The 17,451-nt window shown below is 44.2% G+C and carries 13 protein-coding genes, 1 rRNA gene and 1 pseudogene; 3 read left to right on the top strand and 12 right to left on the bottom strand.

The window, feature by feature from the left end; all coding sequences use genetic code 11:
* Positions 1-31: 31 nt before the first annotated feature.
* On the top strand, positions 32-556 hold the full coding sequence (locus DWV53_RS07675; protein ID WP_117586702.1) for a nitroreductase family protein: 525 nt from the start codon (positions 32-34) through the stop codon (positions 554-556).
* A gap of 101 nt (positions 557-657) precedes the next feature.
* Here DWV53_RS07675 and DWV53_RS07670 read toward each other — a convergent pair whose 3' ends face one another.
* Both DWV53_RS07670 and gltX read right to left on the bottom strand, forming a co-directional pair.
* Positions 658-1,917, bottom strand: a complete 1,260-nt coding sequence (locus DWV53_RS07670) for a 3-deoxy-D-manno-octulosonic acid transferase (RefSeq protein ID WP_118152807.1) — start codon at positions 1,915-1,917, stop codon at positions 658-660.
* A gap of 104 nt (positions 1,918-2,021) precedes the next feature.
* Positions 2,022-3,539 carry a glutamate--tRNA ligase gene (gene gltX, locus DWV53_RS07665; RefSeq protein WP_022122130.1) on the bottom strand — a complete coding sequence of 506 codons (1,518 nt, stop codon included), beginning with the start codon at positions 3,537-3,539 and terminating at the stop codon, positions 2,022-2,024.
* A 118-nt stretch (positions 3,540-3,657) separates the two neighbouring features.
* On the opposite strand from gltX, the gene DWV53_RS07660 reads away from it, so the two are divergent.
* Entirely contained in the window at positions 3,658-5,757 is a 2,100-nt protein-coding gene (locus DWV53_RS07660; protein WP_118152773.1) for an HD family phosphohydrolase, read from the top strand.
* 218 nt (positions 5,758-5,975) lie between these two features.
* Positions 5,976-7,529, top strand: coding sequence for an OmpP1/FadL family transporter (locus DWV53_RS07655; RefSeq protein ID WP_118152771.1), 1,554 nt, complete (start codon positions 5,976-5,978; stop codon positions 7,527-7,529).
* 125 nt (positions 7,530-7,654) lie between these two features.
* On the opposite strand, the gene priA is transcribed toward DWV53_RS07655, so the two are convergent.
* From priA to rrf, 10 genes and pseudogenes are all read right to left on the bottom strand, one after another.
* Entirely contained in the window at positions 7,655-9,925 is a 2,271-nt protein-coding gene (priA, locus tag DWV53_RS07650; RefSeq protein WP_118152769.1) for a replication restart helicase PriA, read from the bottom strand.
* A 171-nt stretch (positions 9,926-10,096) separates the two neighbouring features.
* Positions 10,097-10,708: a porin family protein gene (locus DWV53_RS07645; protein ID WP_118152767.1), complete on the bottom strand. Its 612-nt coding sequence runs from the start codon at positions 10,706-10,708 to the stop codon at positions 10,097-10,099.
* A 28-nt stretch (positions 10,709-10,736) separates the two neighbouring features.
* Positions 10,737-11,795, bottom strand: coding sequence for a gliding motility protein GldN (gene gldN, locus DWV53_RS07640; protein ID WP_118152765.1), 1,059 nt, complete (start codon positions 11,793-11,795; stop codon positions 10,737-10,739).
* Positions 11,796-11,858: 63 nt separating this feature from the next.
* A pseudogene (gene gldM, locus DWV53_RS07635) lies at positions 11,859-12,755 on the bottom strand (gliding motility protein GldM); the annotation flags it as partial.
* Positions 12,756-12,983: 228 nt separating this feature from the next.
* Positions 12,984-13,715, bottom strand: coding sequence for a gliding motility protein GldL (gene gldL / locus DWV53_RS07630; RefSeq protein WP_022120530.1), 732 nt, complete (start codon positions 13,713-13,715; stop codon positions 12,984-12,986).
* A gap of 5 nt (positions 13,716-13,720) precedes the next feature.
* Positions 13,721-15,181, bottom strand: coding sequence for an SUMF1/EgtB/PvdO family nonheme iron enzyme (locus tag DWV53_RS07625; RefSeq protein ID WP_118152764.1), 1,461 nt, complete (start codon positions 15,179-15,181; stop codon positions 13,721-13,723).
* Positions 15,182-15,220: 39 nt separating this feature from the next.
* A complete protein-coding gene (locus DWV53_RS07620; protein WP_181992447.1) occupies positions 15,221-16,183 on the bottom strand; it encodes a PorP/SprF family type IX secretion system membrane protein in 963 nt (320 codons plus the stop codon).
* Positions 16,184-16,255: 72 nt separating this feature from the next.
* Positions 16,256-16,477 carry a DUF2795 domain-containing protein gene (locus tag DWV53_RS07615; protein ID WP_006848869.1) on the bottom strand — a complete coding sequence of 74 codons (222 nt, stop codon included), beginning with the start codon at positions 16,475-16,477 and terminating at the stop codon, positions 16,256-16,258.
* 93 nt (positions 16,478-16,570) lie between these two features.
* Positions 16,571-17,050 (bottom strand): hypothetical protein, encoded by a 480-nt coding sequence (locus tag DWV53_RS07610; protein WP_147468754.1) that lies wholly within the window; start codon positions 17,048-17,050, stop codon positions 16,571-16,573.
* 128 nt (positions 17,051-17,178) lie between these two features.
* Positions 17,179-17,291: ribosomal RNA gene (gene rrf, locus DWV53_RS07605) — 5S ribosomal RNA — on the bottom strand.
* Positions 17,292-17,451 lie beyond the last annotated feature (160 nt).

Raw genomic sequence — 17,451 nt, 5'->3', positions numbered from 1 at the left:
TTTCTAAATAAAATGTTTAAAACAAGATAAGATGGAAAATGAAGTTTTGAAAGCCATTAAGGAGAGAAGAAGTATTCGTCGCTTCAAGGCAGATCAGATTACCGACGAAGAGTTGAAGACGGTATTGGAAGCCGGCACATGGGCAGCAACAGGTCATGGGACCCAGGAGCCTTTCATCATTGCCGTTCAGAATCCTGAGATTTGCGCCCAGCTTCGCAAGATGAACGCAGAAATCATGGGTGTAGAAAGCGATCCTTACTATGGAGCGCCAACCATCGTTATCGTTCTGGCACCAGAAAGCAACGTTAACGGTGTGAAAGATGGCAGCCTTATCTTAGGCAATATGATGCTTGCTGCCCACTCTATCGGCCTTGCATCTTGCTGGATTAACCGTGAAGACGGCATGTTTGCATCAGAAGAAGGCAAGAAGCTGATGAAGGACTGGAATCTTCCAGAAGGTTTGATGGGAGTAGGAGCCTTAGCCTTGGGTTATGCTTCTGCGCATCCTCATACCGTAAAACCAAGAAAAGAGGATTACTACCGCATTATCAAATAAAGGCAGGATGCCTGGTTTACGGCACATACATATACAAGAAAAGGTCTCATGAAGAAAAACATTCATGAGACCTTTTCTTGTATATGTATATAATGAAGCTATTACAACTTAACACTTGCCAAGACCTTATCAGTAGCGCCAGCCAAATGAGCCACGAAGGCACCAGCCATATCGCCAGCCTGTTTCAGGAAGGTCTCATCATTCATCAGAGAACTCATCAAACCTGAGAAATCCTCATAGGTATTGATTTCAAAACCTCCACCCGATTTCAGCAAGCCCTGAGCCTCCTGAAACTTTTTATTGTTCGGACCAAAGATAACCGGCATATTCCATACGGCAGCCTCCAAGGTGTTATGAATGCCAACACCAAAGCCACCACCGATATAAGCCACATCACCATAGTTGTACATACTGCTCAACAATCCGAAACAATCGATAATCAAGACATCAGCCTCCGCAGCTTCTTCAGGAGTAGTTTGCGTATAGCGCACCACCTTCTTGCCCTTTATCAGAGAAAGAATCAACTTCAGATGCTCTTCAGCGATGACATGAGGAGCAATCAGCAGGCGCCAATCCTTATGCTCATTAAAGAAAGGTATAAAGATATTCTCATCTGGTGGCCAAGAGCTACCGGCAACAAATACCTTGAAATCATGATGAGGTACATCCGCAGACTGAGATGAAGCTACTCCTGTTCTGAAAGCCTCGCAAATCGGCAATTGCTTGGCAGCCTCCTTTATCTGGAGAACACGGTCGAAACGGGTATCTCCTACCACATCCACAGCCGTGATGCCGATACCTTCGAGCAATCGCTTACTCTCTTCGTTCTGTACGAAGAAACGGGTAAAGCACTTCAGCACTCCAGCATAGTTTCTGCCATACCATTTGAAGAATACCTGATCCTCGCGGAAGATACTGCTCACGCTATAAGTAGGAATGTTGCGATGCTTCAGGATATGAAGGAAATTAGACCAGAACTCATACTTGATGAAGAAAGCCATCACAGGACGTACCAGTCTAAGGAAACGGATGGCGTTCAACCTAGTATCCACCGGCATATAACAGATGATGTCAGCTCCCTCATAGTTCTTGCGCACCTCATAACCTGAAGGAGAATAGAAGGTAAGCAAAATCTTATACTGAGGATAGTCCTTGCGGATACGTTCCATCAAAGGTCGTCCCTGTTCAAACTCACCGAGCGATGCAGCATGAAACCAAATGTACTTAGCGTTAGGATCCACCTTCTGCTTCAATATTTTGAAAGCCTCACGCTCACCACGCCACATCTTGCGCACCTTTTCATTAAACAGACTTGCAATGGCTATGCCCCAAAGGACGAAATATATTACGATATTATAGATCATGATATTTCTTTATATTGGTTACTATCTATAAATACGTGAACTCTCTGAATAGCCTTCAGCAATATGCTGCAGAAAGCCATTCAGAGAGAAATTATTGTGAATTAACCCAAAACTTCGATTGCCTTGCGAAGACGGCGCAGAGTTTCCTCCTTGCCAAGGAAGGCTGAGATATCGAACATTCCTGGGCCCTTACCCTCACCTACGAGAGTCAGACGGAATGCGTTCATCACATCACCGAGTTTGTAGCCCTTATCCTCTACCCATTTCATCACGACAGGTTCCTGACCTTCGATAGAGAAATCCTCAATACCTTCAAGCACATCTGCAAGTTCTGTCATCTGCTGTGCAGAATATTCCTTCCATCGCTTCTTGGCTGTCTTAGCATCATACTCTGTAGGAGCAATGAAGAAGAAAGAACACAATGGCCACAGTTCATAGACAAAGTTCACACGATCCTTCATCATGTGTACCACCTGCTTTACGCGGTCCAGAGTTTCCTCTACACCATTGTTGGCAACAATAGGGGCAAAGAGGTTAGCTATTTCATCATCGCTCTTCATCAGAATGTATTCGTGGTTGAACCAGATACCCTTCTTGAAGTCGAACTTGGCACCAGCCTTAGAGCAACGTGAAATATCAAATGCCTTCACCAGTTCATCAAGAGAGAAGATTTCCTGTTCTGTACCAGGATTCCAGCCGAGGAGCGCCAGGAAGTTGACTACAGCCTCTGGGAAGTAGCCACTCTCACGATAACCGGAAGAAACCTCGCCAGTCTTAGGATCATGCCATTCCAGCGGGAATACAGGGAAACCGAGGCGGTCGCCATCACGCTTACTCAGCTTACCTTTACCTTCAGGCTTAAGAAGCAAAGGAAGATGCGCAAAACGAGGCATGGTATCTTCCCAACCGAAAGCCTTATAAAGAAGTACGTGCAAAGGCGCACTAGGCAACCACTCCTCACCACGGATTACATGAGAGATTTCCATCAGGTGGTCGTCTACGATATTTGCCAGGTGATAAGTTGGCAATTCATCAGCACTTTTATAAAGTACCTTATCATCCAGGATATCACTCATTACCTTCACGTCACCACGAATCATATCGTTCACGTGAATTTCCTGTCCCGGTTCAATCTTGAAACGTACAGTATACTGCTTTCCGTCAGCAATCAGTTTATCAACCTCTTCCTTAGAAAGAGTCAGAGAGTTGCGCATCTGCATACGAGTATGAGCATCATACTGGAAATTCTGGATTTCGGCACGTTTCGCTTCCAACTCCTCAGGAGTATCAAAAGCAATATACGCCTTATCATTATCCAAGAGCTGCTGAACATACTGCTTATAGATATCACGACGTTCACTCTGGCGATAAGGTCCATGCTCTCCACCGAAACTTACACCCTCGTCAAACTGGATACCCAGCCACTTGAAAGATTCCAGGATATATTCTTCGGCTCCAGGCACGAAACGATGAGAATCTGTATCCTCAATACGGAACACCAGCTCACCTCCATGTTGGCGAGCAAACAAATAATTATACAGAGCGGTACGAACACCGCCAATGTGCAATGCACCCGTTGGACTAGGGGCAAAACGCACCCTTACTTTTCTATCTGCCATGTCTTTTTATAGCTATTTTCAAATTTTTCTGCAAATTTACATCTTTTTTTGCGATTTTAGCCGTTTTTTTTCGTATTTTCGCACTGTAAAACGAAATAAGTAAGAAAAAAGTAGGAAAATGAGCATATTTAACAACCCAGAAGAGAACTATTGGCGCAATTTCGCCACAAAAACGGTTTTGATATTAATTACCGTTGCTATCATTGTTCGGTTCCTTCCTCGCAACGAAGGAAGGATGTTCCGGTACGATGTTGGAAAGCCATGGATGTATGGTTCCGTCATCGCAAAATTTGACTTTCCGATCTATAAGACCGATGAAGCCATCAAGCGTGAACAGGATTCGCTGATGAAGCAATTCCAACCTTATTATTCTGTCAATGAATCCATCGGCAGCGAACAGGTGAGCCGTTTCCTGCACGACTTCAGCCAAGGTGTACCAGGTTTGCCAAAAGAATATGTGGGACTCATAGCCCACCAGCTTCAGCGCCTTTATCTGACCGGCATCATCGCTACCACGGAATATAATCGTATCTACAAAGATTCTACCAGTATGATACGAATTATCAACGGAAAGAATGTGAAGAGCGTACCTATCGGTTCGTTCTACTCTACTATTGCCGCTTACGAACGCATCTTCTACGATGAGAAACTGGCAACCCAGCGTCAGCTTTTATCCCGTTGCAACCTCAATAATTATGTTGAAGCCAACGTCATATACGATAAGGGAAGAAGCGAGGCAGAGAAAGCCGACATGATGAGCAGCATTCCACTGGCAAGCGGAATGGTGATGAGCGGTCAGAAGATTGTGGATCGTGGTGAAGTGATTACGAACAACACCTATCGGGTGCTCAATTCATTCGATAAGGAGATGAAGCGCCGCAGTTCTACCCAGGAAGAGCTGACAACCACTATCATCGGACAGGTACTGTTTATCTTCATTCTTGTCATGCTGTTTACCTCTTATCTCTCACTTTTCAGAAAAGACTATTTTGATAAGCCGCGCAGCATTACCATGCTTTATGCGATGATTACGCTGTTCCCTATCTTTGTGTCACTCATGATGAAACACAATTTCTTCAGTGTCTATATCATCCCATTTGCCATGGCGCCTATCTTCGTACGTGTGTTTATGGACTCGCGTACAGCCTTTATCAGCCATGTTACGATGATTCTCATTTGTGCAGCAGCGGTAAAGTACCAGTACGAGTTTATCATCGTACAGCTGGTAGCTGGTCTTGTTGCTATTTACAGTTTGCGTGAACTCAGCAAGCGCTCGCAGATATTCATCACAGCCCTGTTGGTAACTATAGCCAGCAGTGTAGTATATCTTGCCCTTCAGCTGATGCAGGACAACCAGGTGTTCAACGTAGATGCCAGCATGTATACCTACTTTACCGTAAACGGCATCTTCCTGCTACTCTCTTATCCGCTCATGTACATTATAGAAAAGATGTTTGGATTTACATCTAATGTTACACTTTTCGAGTTGTCAAATACCAACAAGGGATTACTTCGGAACCTGAGTGAGATTGCTCCAGGCACCTTCCAGCATTCTATCACCGTAGGTAACCTGGCAGCAGAGATTGCCAACCGCATCAGAGCCAACAGTCTCCTGGTACGTACCGGAGCACTCTATCATGATATCGGTAAGATGACTAACCCTGTTTTCTTCACAGAGAATCAGGCGGGCGTTAATCCTCACGACCAGTTAAGCGACCTTGAGAGTGCACAGATTATCATAAGCCATGTTTCAGAAGGTCTGAAGATGGCAGAGAAGGTTGGTCTGCCAGGCATCATAAAGGATTTCATCACTACTCATCACGGAACGGGCATCACCAAGTATTTCTATATTAATTACTGTAATGCTCACCCTACAGAGGTGATTGACAAGTCGCAGTTCCAATATCCTGGTCCGAACCCATTTACCCGCGAACAGGCCATCCTGATGATGGCAGATACGGTTGAAGCGGCTTCGCGCTCTCTGAACGAATATACAGAAGAAAGCATCAGTAACCTCGTCAATAAACTCATCGACGGACAGGTGGCAGATGGTTTCTTCAAGGAGTGCCCTATCACGTTCCGAGACATCGCTCTCGCTAAACAGGTACTCATCGAACGACTCAAGGCTATTTACCATACCCGTATTTCGTATCCTCACTTGAACGTAAGACAGAATGCCGGCAAAAAGACGAGTCAGGAGTCTAAAGAACAAGAGTAAAGATACACTTCGTGAAGTTCTTATGCCGTAAAGCGTAAAAACTGATATACAAAAAGGTGAAACATAACCAATAATAGCCCTTTTTCTTGCACAGTTTTTAAAATCTGTGCAAGAGAAAGGGCTTTTTGCGTTAATATGCTTTAAATATTTAATAAAACCAATAGCGAAATAGAACATTATAATTACCTTTGCGGACGTTTTTATTTAATATTATTAAGATGAAGAAACTAAAATTAGTTAGTTTAGCCATTGCGATGGCTTGTGCAACCCCATCTTTTGCAGGCGGTTTGCTCACCAACACCAATCAACATGTAGCATTCAACAGAATGATGAGCCGTGAGGCTTCAATTGGTATCGACGGTGTTTATTATAATCCAGCCGGAGTTGTATTCATGGGTGAAGGTCACCATCTCGCCATCAACTGGCAGTTGGCATACCAGACACGTAGCATTGAAAATGATTATGCATTGTTCACAAACAATGTGAACAATCCTATTACTCCTCGTACTTTCAAGGGTGAGGCTTTTGCGCCTGTCATCCCTTCATTCCAGTATGCTTATAATAAAGGTAGATGGTCACTCCAGGCTAGCTTCGCCCTCACAGGTGGCGGCGGCAAGTGTACCTTCGATAATGGTCTGGGCTCTTTCGAGAAGATCGTAGCAGAGACAGCAATGGCTGCTTGCGATTTGGCAGGTGCTGTGGATAAGGTTGCAGCAAAGTATGGCGTACCAGCTGTTTTTACTAGCGATAAGAATTTCGGTAAAGAAGGCAAGTATAGCTACAACAGCTATATGCACGGCCGCCAGTACTACTATGGTCTCTCTCTGGGTGCAGCCTATAAGTTCAGCGACAACTTCAGCGCATTCGCAGGCGTACGAGGTGTCTATGCATCTACTAACTACTACGGATATGTAGAAGATATCAAGGTAGGCAACATGCCTCTCTATAAGGTGCTCGACCCAACCAAGGAAACAGCTGCCAACATTGAGTTGAGCTGTGACCAGAGCGGTGTGGGCTTCACTCCTATTATTGGTGTGGATTTCAAGACTGGCAAGTGGAACTTCGCTGCCAAATATGAGTTTAAGACTCGTATCCGCCTGAAGAACAAGTCAGTAAACCAGGTACCTAGTATCGGTAACCTGCCAGACAACCTCCGCAACGCCTACATTGCAGGTGGTGTACCAGAGGCTGCTGCAAATGCCATCATCGGCAACCCAGATATTCAGGGAGCCATGGGACAGTTGAAGACCGAGTTCGACACCAAGCTCGAAAAAGCTATCGGCGAATATGAAGATGGCAAGAAGATTGCGGGTGATATTCCTGCTTATCTGGCACTCGGTGTTGGCTATAGCCCTGTTGATGCAGTTAGAGTAAACGTTGGTTTCCACTGGTTCGATGACAAGCACGCTACATCTTACAACAACCGACAGGAGAAGTTAAAGCGTGGTACCTTGGAGTACAACGCAGGTGTTGAAGTGGATGTCAACAAGAAGATTACCTTGAGTACAGGTTGGCAGAATACCAACTATGGCTTGAGCGATGAATACATGGACGACAAATCATTCGTTGTCAGTTCAAACTCTGTAGCAGTCGGTGGTGTTTATCACATCAATAAGAAGATGGACTTGAACGTGGCTTACTTCCACACCTTCTATCAGCACAAGAAGACCTCTGAGAAGGTTCAGCTTTCTGCTGAAAAGAGCATCAACTACAGTTCAGACTACACACGTAACAACAACGTATTCGCAGTAGGTCTTGACATCAACTTCTAAACATAACTACAAATATCATAATTAAAAGGCTACCCGTTCTTGCAACAAGTAACGGATAGCCTTTTTCATTTTATTTACCAATCTTATTTTCTTCCATTCTGCCAGAGAAAAGGATGGGCAGGAGACTACAACGGGTCTACATCATAATAAATCTGCAGAGCTCCATATCTCGGATCCTTTCCCATCTGCTGTTGAGCAAACTTCAGATATTCTCTTACCTTCTGCTGGTCAATACCATTTTCCAGTTTGATAACAATCTTTCGAATGTTCATCGTCTTAACCCTTGCCACAGCAGGTTTATCGGGTCCCAACACACGCTCGCCAAACCAGCTTCTCAGCGTTTTGCTGAGCTCATGGCTAGCCTGTTCGCATACCTTATCATATTTATGTTTTACATACACATTAATAAGGTGGAAGAAAGGTGGATAATGAAAAGTTCTTCTCTCCTCCAGAATACCCTGATACAAGCCTGCATAATCATTATGCACCACCTGTCCGATGACAGGCAAGGTAGGATTCTTGGTCTGTAGAATCACCAAGCCACGCTTACCTTTTCTTCCAGCTCTACCACTCACCTGTGCCATCATCATGAAAGCATGCTCGTAGGCGCGGAAATCGGGATAGTTGAGCATTGAATCAGCATTCAGGATGCCTACTACACTCACCTTATCGAAATCGAGACCCTTAGAAACCATTTGCGTGCCTATGAGAAGATTCGTTCTGCCTTCAGAGAAGTCTGCGATAAGACGTTCGTAGGCATTTCGTGTACGTGTTGTATCCAAATCCATTCTGGCAATCTTGGCTTCCGGAAAGATTTCCGCTATCTGGTCTTCTATCTTCTCGGTACCAAAACCACGTCCCATGATTTCCGTACTGCCACAGTTAGGACATTCCGTAGGAACCGGATAAGTGTAACCACAATAATGGCAAGTCAGCAAGTTAATGCTTTTGTGTAACGTAAGCGAGACATCACAGTTCTTACATTTCGGCACCCAACCACATACCTTACATTCAACCATCGGCGCAAAACCACGACGATTCTGAAAGAGGATTGCCTGTTGCCCATTCTTCAAAGCCTCTCTTACTGCAGCCAAAAGCTGTGGAGAGAAAGGACCGCTCATCATCTTACGGCGGCGTAAGTCTTTTACATCTACCACCTGAATTTCCGGCAACTGAATACCTTTGTATCTTGTTTTCAGTTCTACCAGGCCATACTTGCCTTGCTGCGCATTATAATAACTCTCCATCGAAGGCGTAGCCGTACCCAATAAAGTCTTTGCCCCATACATCTTGGCAAGCACTATGGCAGCACTTCTGGCATGGTAGCGCGGAGCGGGATCCTGTTGTTTAAAGGAAGTCTCGTGCTCTTCGTCTATGATGACGAGTCCCAAATTCTTAAAAGGCAGGAAGACGGCACTTCTTGCACCCAGAATTACATCATAGGGATGATCAGAGAGTTGTTTCTGCCAGATTTCTACACGCTCAGCATCACTATATTTAGAATGGTAGATGCCCAGCCGGTCACCGAAAACTCTATGAAGGCGCTCCATGATTTGTACGGTCAGAGCGATTTCCGGCAGAAGATAGAGCACCTGCTTATGCTCCTCTATGGCTTTTCTGATAAGATGAATGTAGATTTCCGTCTTTCCGCTGGATGTCACACCATGAAGCAATACAACATCCTTTTTCATCATTTGCATCAGGATTCCATTATAGGCATCTTGCTGAGCCAAGGAGAGAGGTTTAATCAAGTCAAGATGAGATTCTCCATTCGTATTCAATCGTCCTATTTCCAATTCATAAGTAAAGAGAATTCCCCTGTCGATAAGCGCCTTGACAACAGCAGCCGTACAATGGCTCTCGTTCATCAGTTCTTCCTTGGTCACTTTTTTTATGCCTTCTCTAGGCGTATCTCCATCAAGACTGTCCCAATGCGAGAGACTCAGAAAGGTGGTTAATGTTTTGGCTTGCTTCAAGGCTCTCTGCACCAGGTTGAGTGCTACATGAAGTGCCTGCTCACTACGGTACGTACTGGCAAGTTCTACATAGAGTTCCATCTTGGGCTTGAATTTCTCTGTAGACTTCAGTCCACCAGGCATAGCAGCATTATAGACATCGCCTAACGGAGCCATATAATAATAGCCAATCCATTGCCACAATCTCATCTGCTGAGGCAACAGCGAAGGCGTATTGTCAAGTACCGCCTCGACAGGTTTGCAGGAGAATGCAGGCTTATCATCATGCAGCCGGATAGCCATTGCGATATATTTCTTACTTTTACCAAGAGGAACCAGTAAGCGTACCCCAGGCACAACTTTCCCTTCCATCCCATCAGGGACAGAATAAGTAAAGGTTCCGTCGAGCGGAAGGGGTAATATCACATCTACATACTTCATATCTAATATTCTTTAACCTTGAAATATCCACCATTCAGACTTTCGACTTGCAAAGTTAGCAAAAAAAAAGCAGATACCCATCATCGGATACCTGCTTTTATATATTTTAAGATGTACTAGGCGAGACCATACGATGTTCTCACCCATAATCTGTCCTGTTCTTTTACAAGATTAGAACCAATAACCTAAAGCAATCTGCCAACTGTTATTCTTACTGTTACCATTCACAATCTTTTCGCTTGTTTCCTCCCAGGTAACATCTGCAGTCTTACCGCAAGCGATGTTATAGTTTGCAGAAAGCTGGAGATGGCTCAGCAGGGTAACACCCAGACCTACGTTTACACTGAAGTTTGTTTTCTTCAGAGAATAGCAGCTGGAATCATTCCACTTGAAGTTCTTGTCACCAACGTTGATACCCCACTGTGGACCAGCGAAAACGAAAACATTAGCCAAGCTGCTCAAACCGAAACCATAACGTACGTTTACTGGGATATTAAGAGATTTCTGAGTCATCGTTGTCTCTGCATCATTTACAGATACCTTAGCTTCCTTCTGATCGTACAAGGCAGCAGCATCAAAACTCAAACCAACAATAGGGATAGTAACCTTTACCATTGGACCAACAAAGAAACCTGTCTTGTTAGATGCATCGAATACATCGTTACTCAAAGACATGTTAGTAACATCCAAACCGCCCTTCAAACCAAACTTAATCTGGGCATTAGCATTTGTAGCAAACATCATGGCTGCTACAACCATTAATACTGATAAAACTTTCTTCATTCTATATTTACTTTAATTCTTATATAAATTAATGACGCTCTCTACGAACCGTTACCCTAGCTGAGCCACCAGAAGAAACATTGCTTCCTCCTGATCTGCGTTTTTTAACAGTAGAAGTCTTAGCTGGTTTAGATGCAGAACCATTTCTTCTGTTACGGCTTTTCTTCAGAGTCTTGGCATCCATATTCTTTTCTGCCTTGGCAATACTGTCAAGAGAATCCTTCCGAGCCTGATTACCCCAGATATTCTTCTCAAAGGCTTCCAACTCAGTTTCTATACGTTTCTGTTCCTTCGCCATGGCTGTATCCGAAGGACAGTATTGTGCCAGGGTATTGCCCTGCATATTATTGGTCTTGTAGATTTTACCGTGATACAGATTCTTGGTAAAATAATCTTCTGCACTCATCACAGCAGCATTGTTCACATTACTGGTCATCAGCTGCTGCTTAGCCAGGAAAGGAGCCAGATCATCATACTTCACCCAGAAGAGCGGATACTTGTTTCCTACATCTCCAAAATCATCATTACGGGTCATGATAGGGCACAAAGCCAATACCTTGGTATGGAAAGAAGCTGTTTTCTGGTCATAATAAGAAGTCTCCTTCACATAGTATGCCTTCACTTCAGCTGATGGAATATCGCTGTCATCAATATGCACCTTTCCATTATCAGTCTTCTCGTAGTAGATATGATAATTATCTACGAATGCTTTCGGAGTAAGACGGTTGGCGGCAGAAAAATCTTCATTACCATCCATACGATACTGATAAACAGGCACTCTACCCGTAAACATCAGTTTAAAGATATAGGTAAAGAGATTCATCTTACCATCTGTTGGCTCTACAGGATAATACAAGGCTGCATTGGCATCATCTGTGAGATTGAGTTCACGATAGATGTCTCTTCTCCAAACCACGTCCTCATCCATCGGGATGGCTGTAGGGAAATAAAGTTTGGCACGCAAGGTCATATTATCAGCATTCGACTGTTGTGCCTTTTGCTGAGCCTGCTTTCTGCGAGCCGCTGGCTGTGCCATGATGCTCTGCACCATTCCCAAAAGCATGAATATGAATAATATCTTTTTCATTACATTGAACTTTGAACATTGAACTTTGAACTTTATGATAAGTAAAGCCGTTGAACTCTTCACTTACCTGACGATAACTTCCATTGCTGCCGGCAGATTTCGGGTAATTCCATCAGGACCTACAGCCTTGATATGCGAGATATAGAAGCGTCGGTTTCTTGACAGTTTTCTGAACTCTTCGCGCTGTCGTTCTGAGAAATTGGAACCCGCCGAAGCCAAAGGTATGGCATTTCCCATATTATCGAAGAATACGGTTTCGAAGCCCAGCACCTTAAACGGAATATCAAGGAGTCCGTCATCTATGGCTGCATGAATGCCTGGAGCACCCATCAGAGCACCTTTCGATAGAGCACCACCTCTAAATCTATCTGTACCCATTGCAATATAAGCTGTTGGGTCAGGAAGTTTTCTTACATGGAATACGAATGGAGGCAGACTTCTCACCTGTCCCTTATCGCGGGCTGTCACATGGATGGTAACATCCTTACCCACCGCTGAAGGTGTAGCCACGAAATGACCATTGCCCTTAGCTACGAAAGAACCGCCTGTCATGGAAGCAGAGATAGCATTTGCTGGAACACCAGGAACGCTGATGCTGATAGGATTGGCATAGCCTGCATAGAGCACATTCATCAGGTCGGCAGCAACGGTAGCTGTATTAGGAACAGGCAATACGGTGTATTTCTGAACGAAATTGCGTCGCATCATCTCGCCATTCTTGCCTCTCATCAGAATGTAACCGCCAAACTGATGCTCACCTACGCCACCTGCCACAAAACTGTATCTGCCATTCTCGGCATTCAGCCTACTACCATTCACATAGATTTCCGGGCGCTGTGTACTGTCTATTGCAGCCATCACCACATGCGAATTGAAACGTTCACCGGCATAGAGGGTTGTTTTCTCTGGAATAACGAATGCATCGAGTTCATTCACATTCAGTTCTACCAGATCTATATTTTTCTTCTCCTCATCCGATTTCTTCCCATCATCGGCAAGACTTTTCTTGATTTTCTCGACAATAGACTTGCCTTTGACACCGAATTCCTCATCTGTAGGAGTATTCAGCGCCAACATAGCCATCAGGATGACATACATCAGGTTAATCATCTTCTGGCGAGGCGAAACCGGTCTTTTCTTGATTGCCATGGATATAAATTTGCTTGATTCTATTTATTTTCTTCGTCTTTACTCTTCACTTGTTACATGAGGAGCCGCCACACGCATATTGATGGTCATGGCATCAATCATACGGGTATAAATCTTGTTCAACTGTTCTATCTGCTTTGCCATCATCTTGGTCTGCTCATTGATCTGGTCAATGGTACCAATCTGCTGGCTGGCACTTTTCAGCTGCATCTCGTATACCCTGCTGATACCTGTCAAGGTACGGTTCAGATTCTCCATCTCCTCGCTGTCACGAGTCAGTCGGCTACTCTGTTCGTTTACCTTACTCAAGGTTTCTACCAGGCTCTTCAACTGTTCTACGTAGCTGTTCTGAACTTCCACCACCTCAGGATTAAGTGGAGTCAGTTCTGGCGCAGCAGTCATTACAGGAGAGACAGGAGAAGCAACCTGAGGTTGAATGGTTTCAGAACGATTCTTGGCAGTCATCATTTCTTCTGCCGACACCTTTCCTTCCAGATACTCCTCTGTAGCATGGGTAGGCAAGTCTCTACCTTCGGCAGTCTTGTCGAAAGGACGGTCGAAAGCAGAAAGGAAGAACACGAAAATCTCGGTTCCCATACCTAAGAAAAGCATGAAATTGGCACCAGGAAGATGGGTCAACTTAAAGAGGGTACCAGCGATTACAATAGAGGCACCCCAACTGTAAGCATAGTTAAGGAATGTCTGACCCGGCACACTATCCATCCACTTCTGCAAGCGGTATACGATATTGAATTTGCTATAATAGCTCATATTATTTATCTCCTATTCTTATTCTTCAATGGTTTCTGTTTTCCGCTTGCCGTAGTAGCAAGACTTCTCACACAACGGAATCCGATGTATGAGCGAGGCTGATTCTGGTACTCGAAAGTGCGCCATGCCGAACGGATAAACGACTCAGGGTCTTTCCAGGAACCACCTCTTACACTCTTCTTCTTCAAACGGTAAGGATCTTCTATGGCAGCATTATACTGTAAAGTTGGGTTAAAATCGCTCATTGCGTCAACACCCGCCTCTGTATAAACGGTACTTGTCCACTCTGCCACATTACCAGCCATATCGTAAAGTCCATTAGAATTTGGCGAATAGATAGCCACCTTGCTGGTTATCAGGTTGCCGTCTTTGGTATAGTTGCCCCTGTCTGGTTTGAAATTGGCGTAAAAACAACCATCCCCGTTCTTCACATCCACATTGTCCCAAGGAAATTCATTCTGGTTCTTGCCTCTTGCAGCATATTCCCATTCTGCCTCGGTTGGCAGACGGTAACGCTGCACAAATCTTGCTTCAGGACCTAAGCCCTTCAAAAGATAGTCTGTTCTCCAGGCGCAGAAGGCATTTGCCTGTTCCCAGGTAACACCTACTACCGGATAGTCATTATACGCAGGATTGCTGAAATAACTTCTCAGATAGGTTTCATTCTCTGCATTTCTGAAGTCGTTTACCCAACAGGTAGTGTCAGGATAAACATTCACGATATAGGTATTCAGGAAATCCCATGGTCCTGAAAGCGGACGGTTGATAGTCTCACGCACCACTCTACCCTCATCATCGTAATAAGCGGTATCTTTCGAAATCATCACCACCTCGTCCAGATTTATCTTCACATCGGTGTTAAGGGTACGTTCCTGTGGATTCAGGCGGAACTTACGCTGAGCCGCAGCTGTATAATCATAGATTTCGTATTTATAGTTGAGCTGACGCCAGTCGATGAGTTTTTCTCCTGTAACCGGGTTGGTTTCATACAAACTTTCAAAAGCTCTCTGCTCATCCTCATTAGGTTTCTTAGGAAGCGCTTTCTTCCAGTTTACATGAGGCGTAACCGGATCGCCATTCTTATCTTCAGTAATCATGTAAGTCTCGTCGCCTCCATAAGCAGGATCAGCCAGACGTGTACGAAGGATAGAATCACGCACATAAGCCACAAACTGCTTATATTCTGAATTGGTGATTTCGGTATCATCCATCCAGAATCCATCCACCGACACATCCTTGCGTGGTGTTTTCATTCCCCAGAGTGAGTCTTGGGTCTCCATTCCCATTTTCAGGAAGCCACGGTTTATCTTTACCATACCATAAGGGGCTGGCTCTACAAAGCTTCTACCGCTCACGCCAACCACCTCGCCACCTCTGCCTGCAACAGAAGCTTGCTTGGCACCGAAGCAGCCGCTCAAGGTGAGCAATATAGCGAATGCACTAAGGAGCAATATACTTTTCTTCATTGTTTTATGATTCTACTATGTTCTTTATTTCTATTTACATTATAATATTCTGACGCTCTGATGGCGGTTTCTGCCTTTCTTGGTCAGGTTGATATCGGTCTGATACCCTACAAAGAGTTCATGACTGCCATTTCCGGCACTGAGTTTGGAGGTGTATGCCTCGTAACTGTAACCAAGCACTACCCCATGGAAACTACCGCCTACCAGCACGGTTACCGATCTGTCCGGACTGTAGGTTACTCCACCATACAACATCCGTTTCTCATATTGGTAAACTAACCTTCCTGTCAGGTCGCCTCGCCATGTGGTACCATCTGTTGTTACAAGAACAGACGGCTTTATTGTTAAGAACGGATTTCTCAATCGAATATTGTATCCACCTGTCAAATAATATGTGGCATCTATTTTCAATTCATTGGTCTCACCTAGATTTATCGTAGGCGATGTAAGATGCTGGGCAGAAAGTCCAACATACCAAGCCTTATGCTGATAATACAGACCCAGACTCAAATCCATTCCGCTTCCATTTACGTCTGAAGTAGAAAAGGCTGGGTCACCACTTTCTCCCAAATCCACCTTGCTACCATCAAACTTCTCACTCAGCATACCTCCTTGTACACCCACGCTCAGCGTTCCACCCAGGAGTTTATTCTGCAAAGCATACTGTAAAGCCAGGAGCTGATGGGTAAAAAGACCTATCTGGTCATTCTGTAACGATAAGCCTACTCCATGCCTGTGATTGAACAGGAAGAAAGGCATGTCAGCCGCCACCTGAAAGGTACGGGGGTTATGTTCGAATCCAGCCATATCAAGTGCGTAGGCCGCCGTAACATTGAGTTTCGACTGCTTACCCACAGCAGCAGGATTGAACGATGGTTCCATGTCAAAGTAATGACTATAGGAAGGATCATACTGTGCCCTCACTTCGAGCACCCCCACTAGCAGAATCCATATAATGATAAATCTTTTCAACACAATAAGATAACGGAATTTCTTACACATTATTATATATAAGCAAGAAACAAAAGATGAAAAAGGCTACCCTCTTATAAGAGAGCAGCCCTATCATCGAGATTAGTACTCGTCATCATTCCACAAGAAGTCATCCTTTGAAGGATAATCAGGCCAGATGTCTTCGATGCTTTCGTAAACATCGCCTTCGTCTTCTATCTCCTGCAAATTCTCTAGAACTTCTAGAGGCGCACCAGAGCGAGTTGCATAGTCAATCAACTCTTCTTTTGTTGCAGGCCATGGTGCATCTTCAAGCTTTGAAGCCAATTCAAGTGTCCAATACATAGCTCTATAATTTAACGTTTCTATTATTTTGGCTGCAAAAGTAATACTTTTATTTTAAATTCCAAATATTTATGGCACAAATTTGCGCATAAATCAATAATTTACATTAAAATTCTGCTTAAATTTGGTTTTATCGAAGAAAACTATACCACAATCAACCAAATCAAAGGTCAAAACGGTACAATTATCAGCTACGAGACGCAACCATACTTTTTTATATTCTGCATCGAGATTGATGTCTGTAACTACTAAAACCGTATCATCAGACACATTCCAGAGAAACTGCTGAAAATCCTCTCCCTTTAGCAGGGAAGAAGCAGAGAGTTCTACTACATTAGGATAAACAGTTCTGATTCGGAAGAGGAGACGTTTCTGTCGGGGTGCATCTAGGGGATAGGAGGAGATTCCAGCATGAGTCTGGCGATAATTTCTGAGAAATTCCTTTTCGTTAACCACCTTGCGCAGGAAAGAATAGGCTGTAGGTGACTGTACTCCGAATCCTCGGGTACGAGGCATCCGTAGCATACGCTGACCAAAATTAGCAAACTTCTTTTTAATTCTTTTCCTATTCATGCTGCAAAGATAATAAAAATCTGCGAAATTCCAGACCGAACAGGTCTAAAATCTGTAAGCATCTGTGAAATCTGTGGGAAAAACAAAAAAGCCTCAGAAATCTTTCGAAATCTGAGGCTCTTGATAAAAGGAGGCGGCTACCTACGCGGCCGCATTGCATTGCAGTACCATCGGCGCAAGTGAGCTTAACTTCTCTGTTCGGAATGGGAAGAGGTGGGACCTCACCGCAATAACCACCTGATAATGGGTTATGACGTATTTGCACACAAGCAAACGTATAAGTAATGTTGATTGTTGAATGTTGAATTACAACTTTCAGCACCATTCAGACTGTACATACAGTTGAAATTATGAACTTTCTAAAGAAAGTGTTCGGGCAATTAGTAATGCTCGGCTTTGAC

This window comes from Segatella copri (assembly GCF_003465495.1).
Lineage (GTDB): Bacteria > Bacteroidota > Bacteroidia > Bacteroidales > Bacteroidaceae > Prevotella > Prevotella copri_G.
The sequence above is the reverse complement of the archived record's forward strand: the minus strand, read 5'-3'. Positions and strand labels throughout refer to the sequence as shown.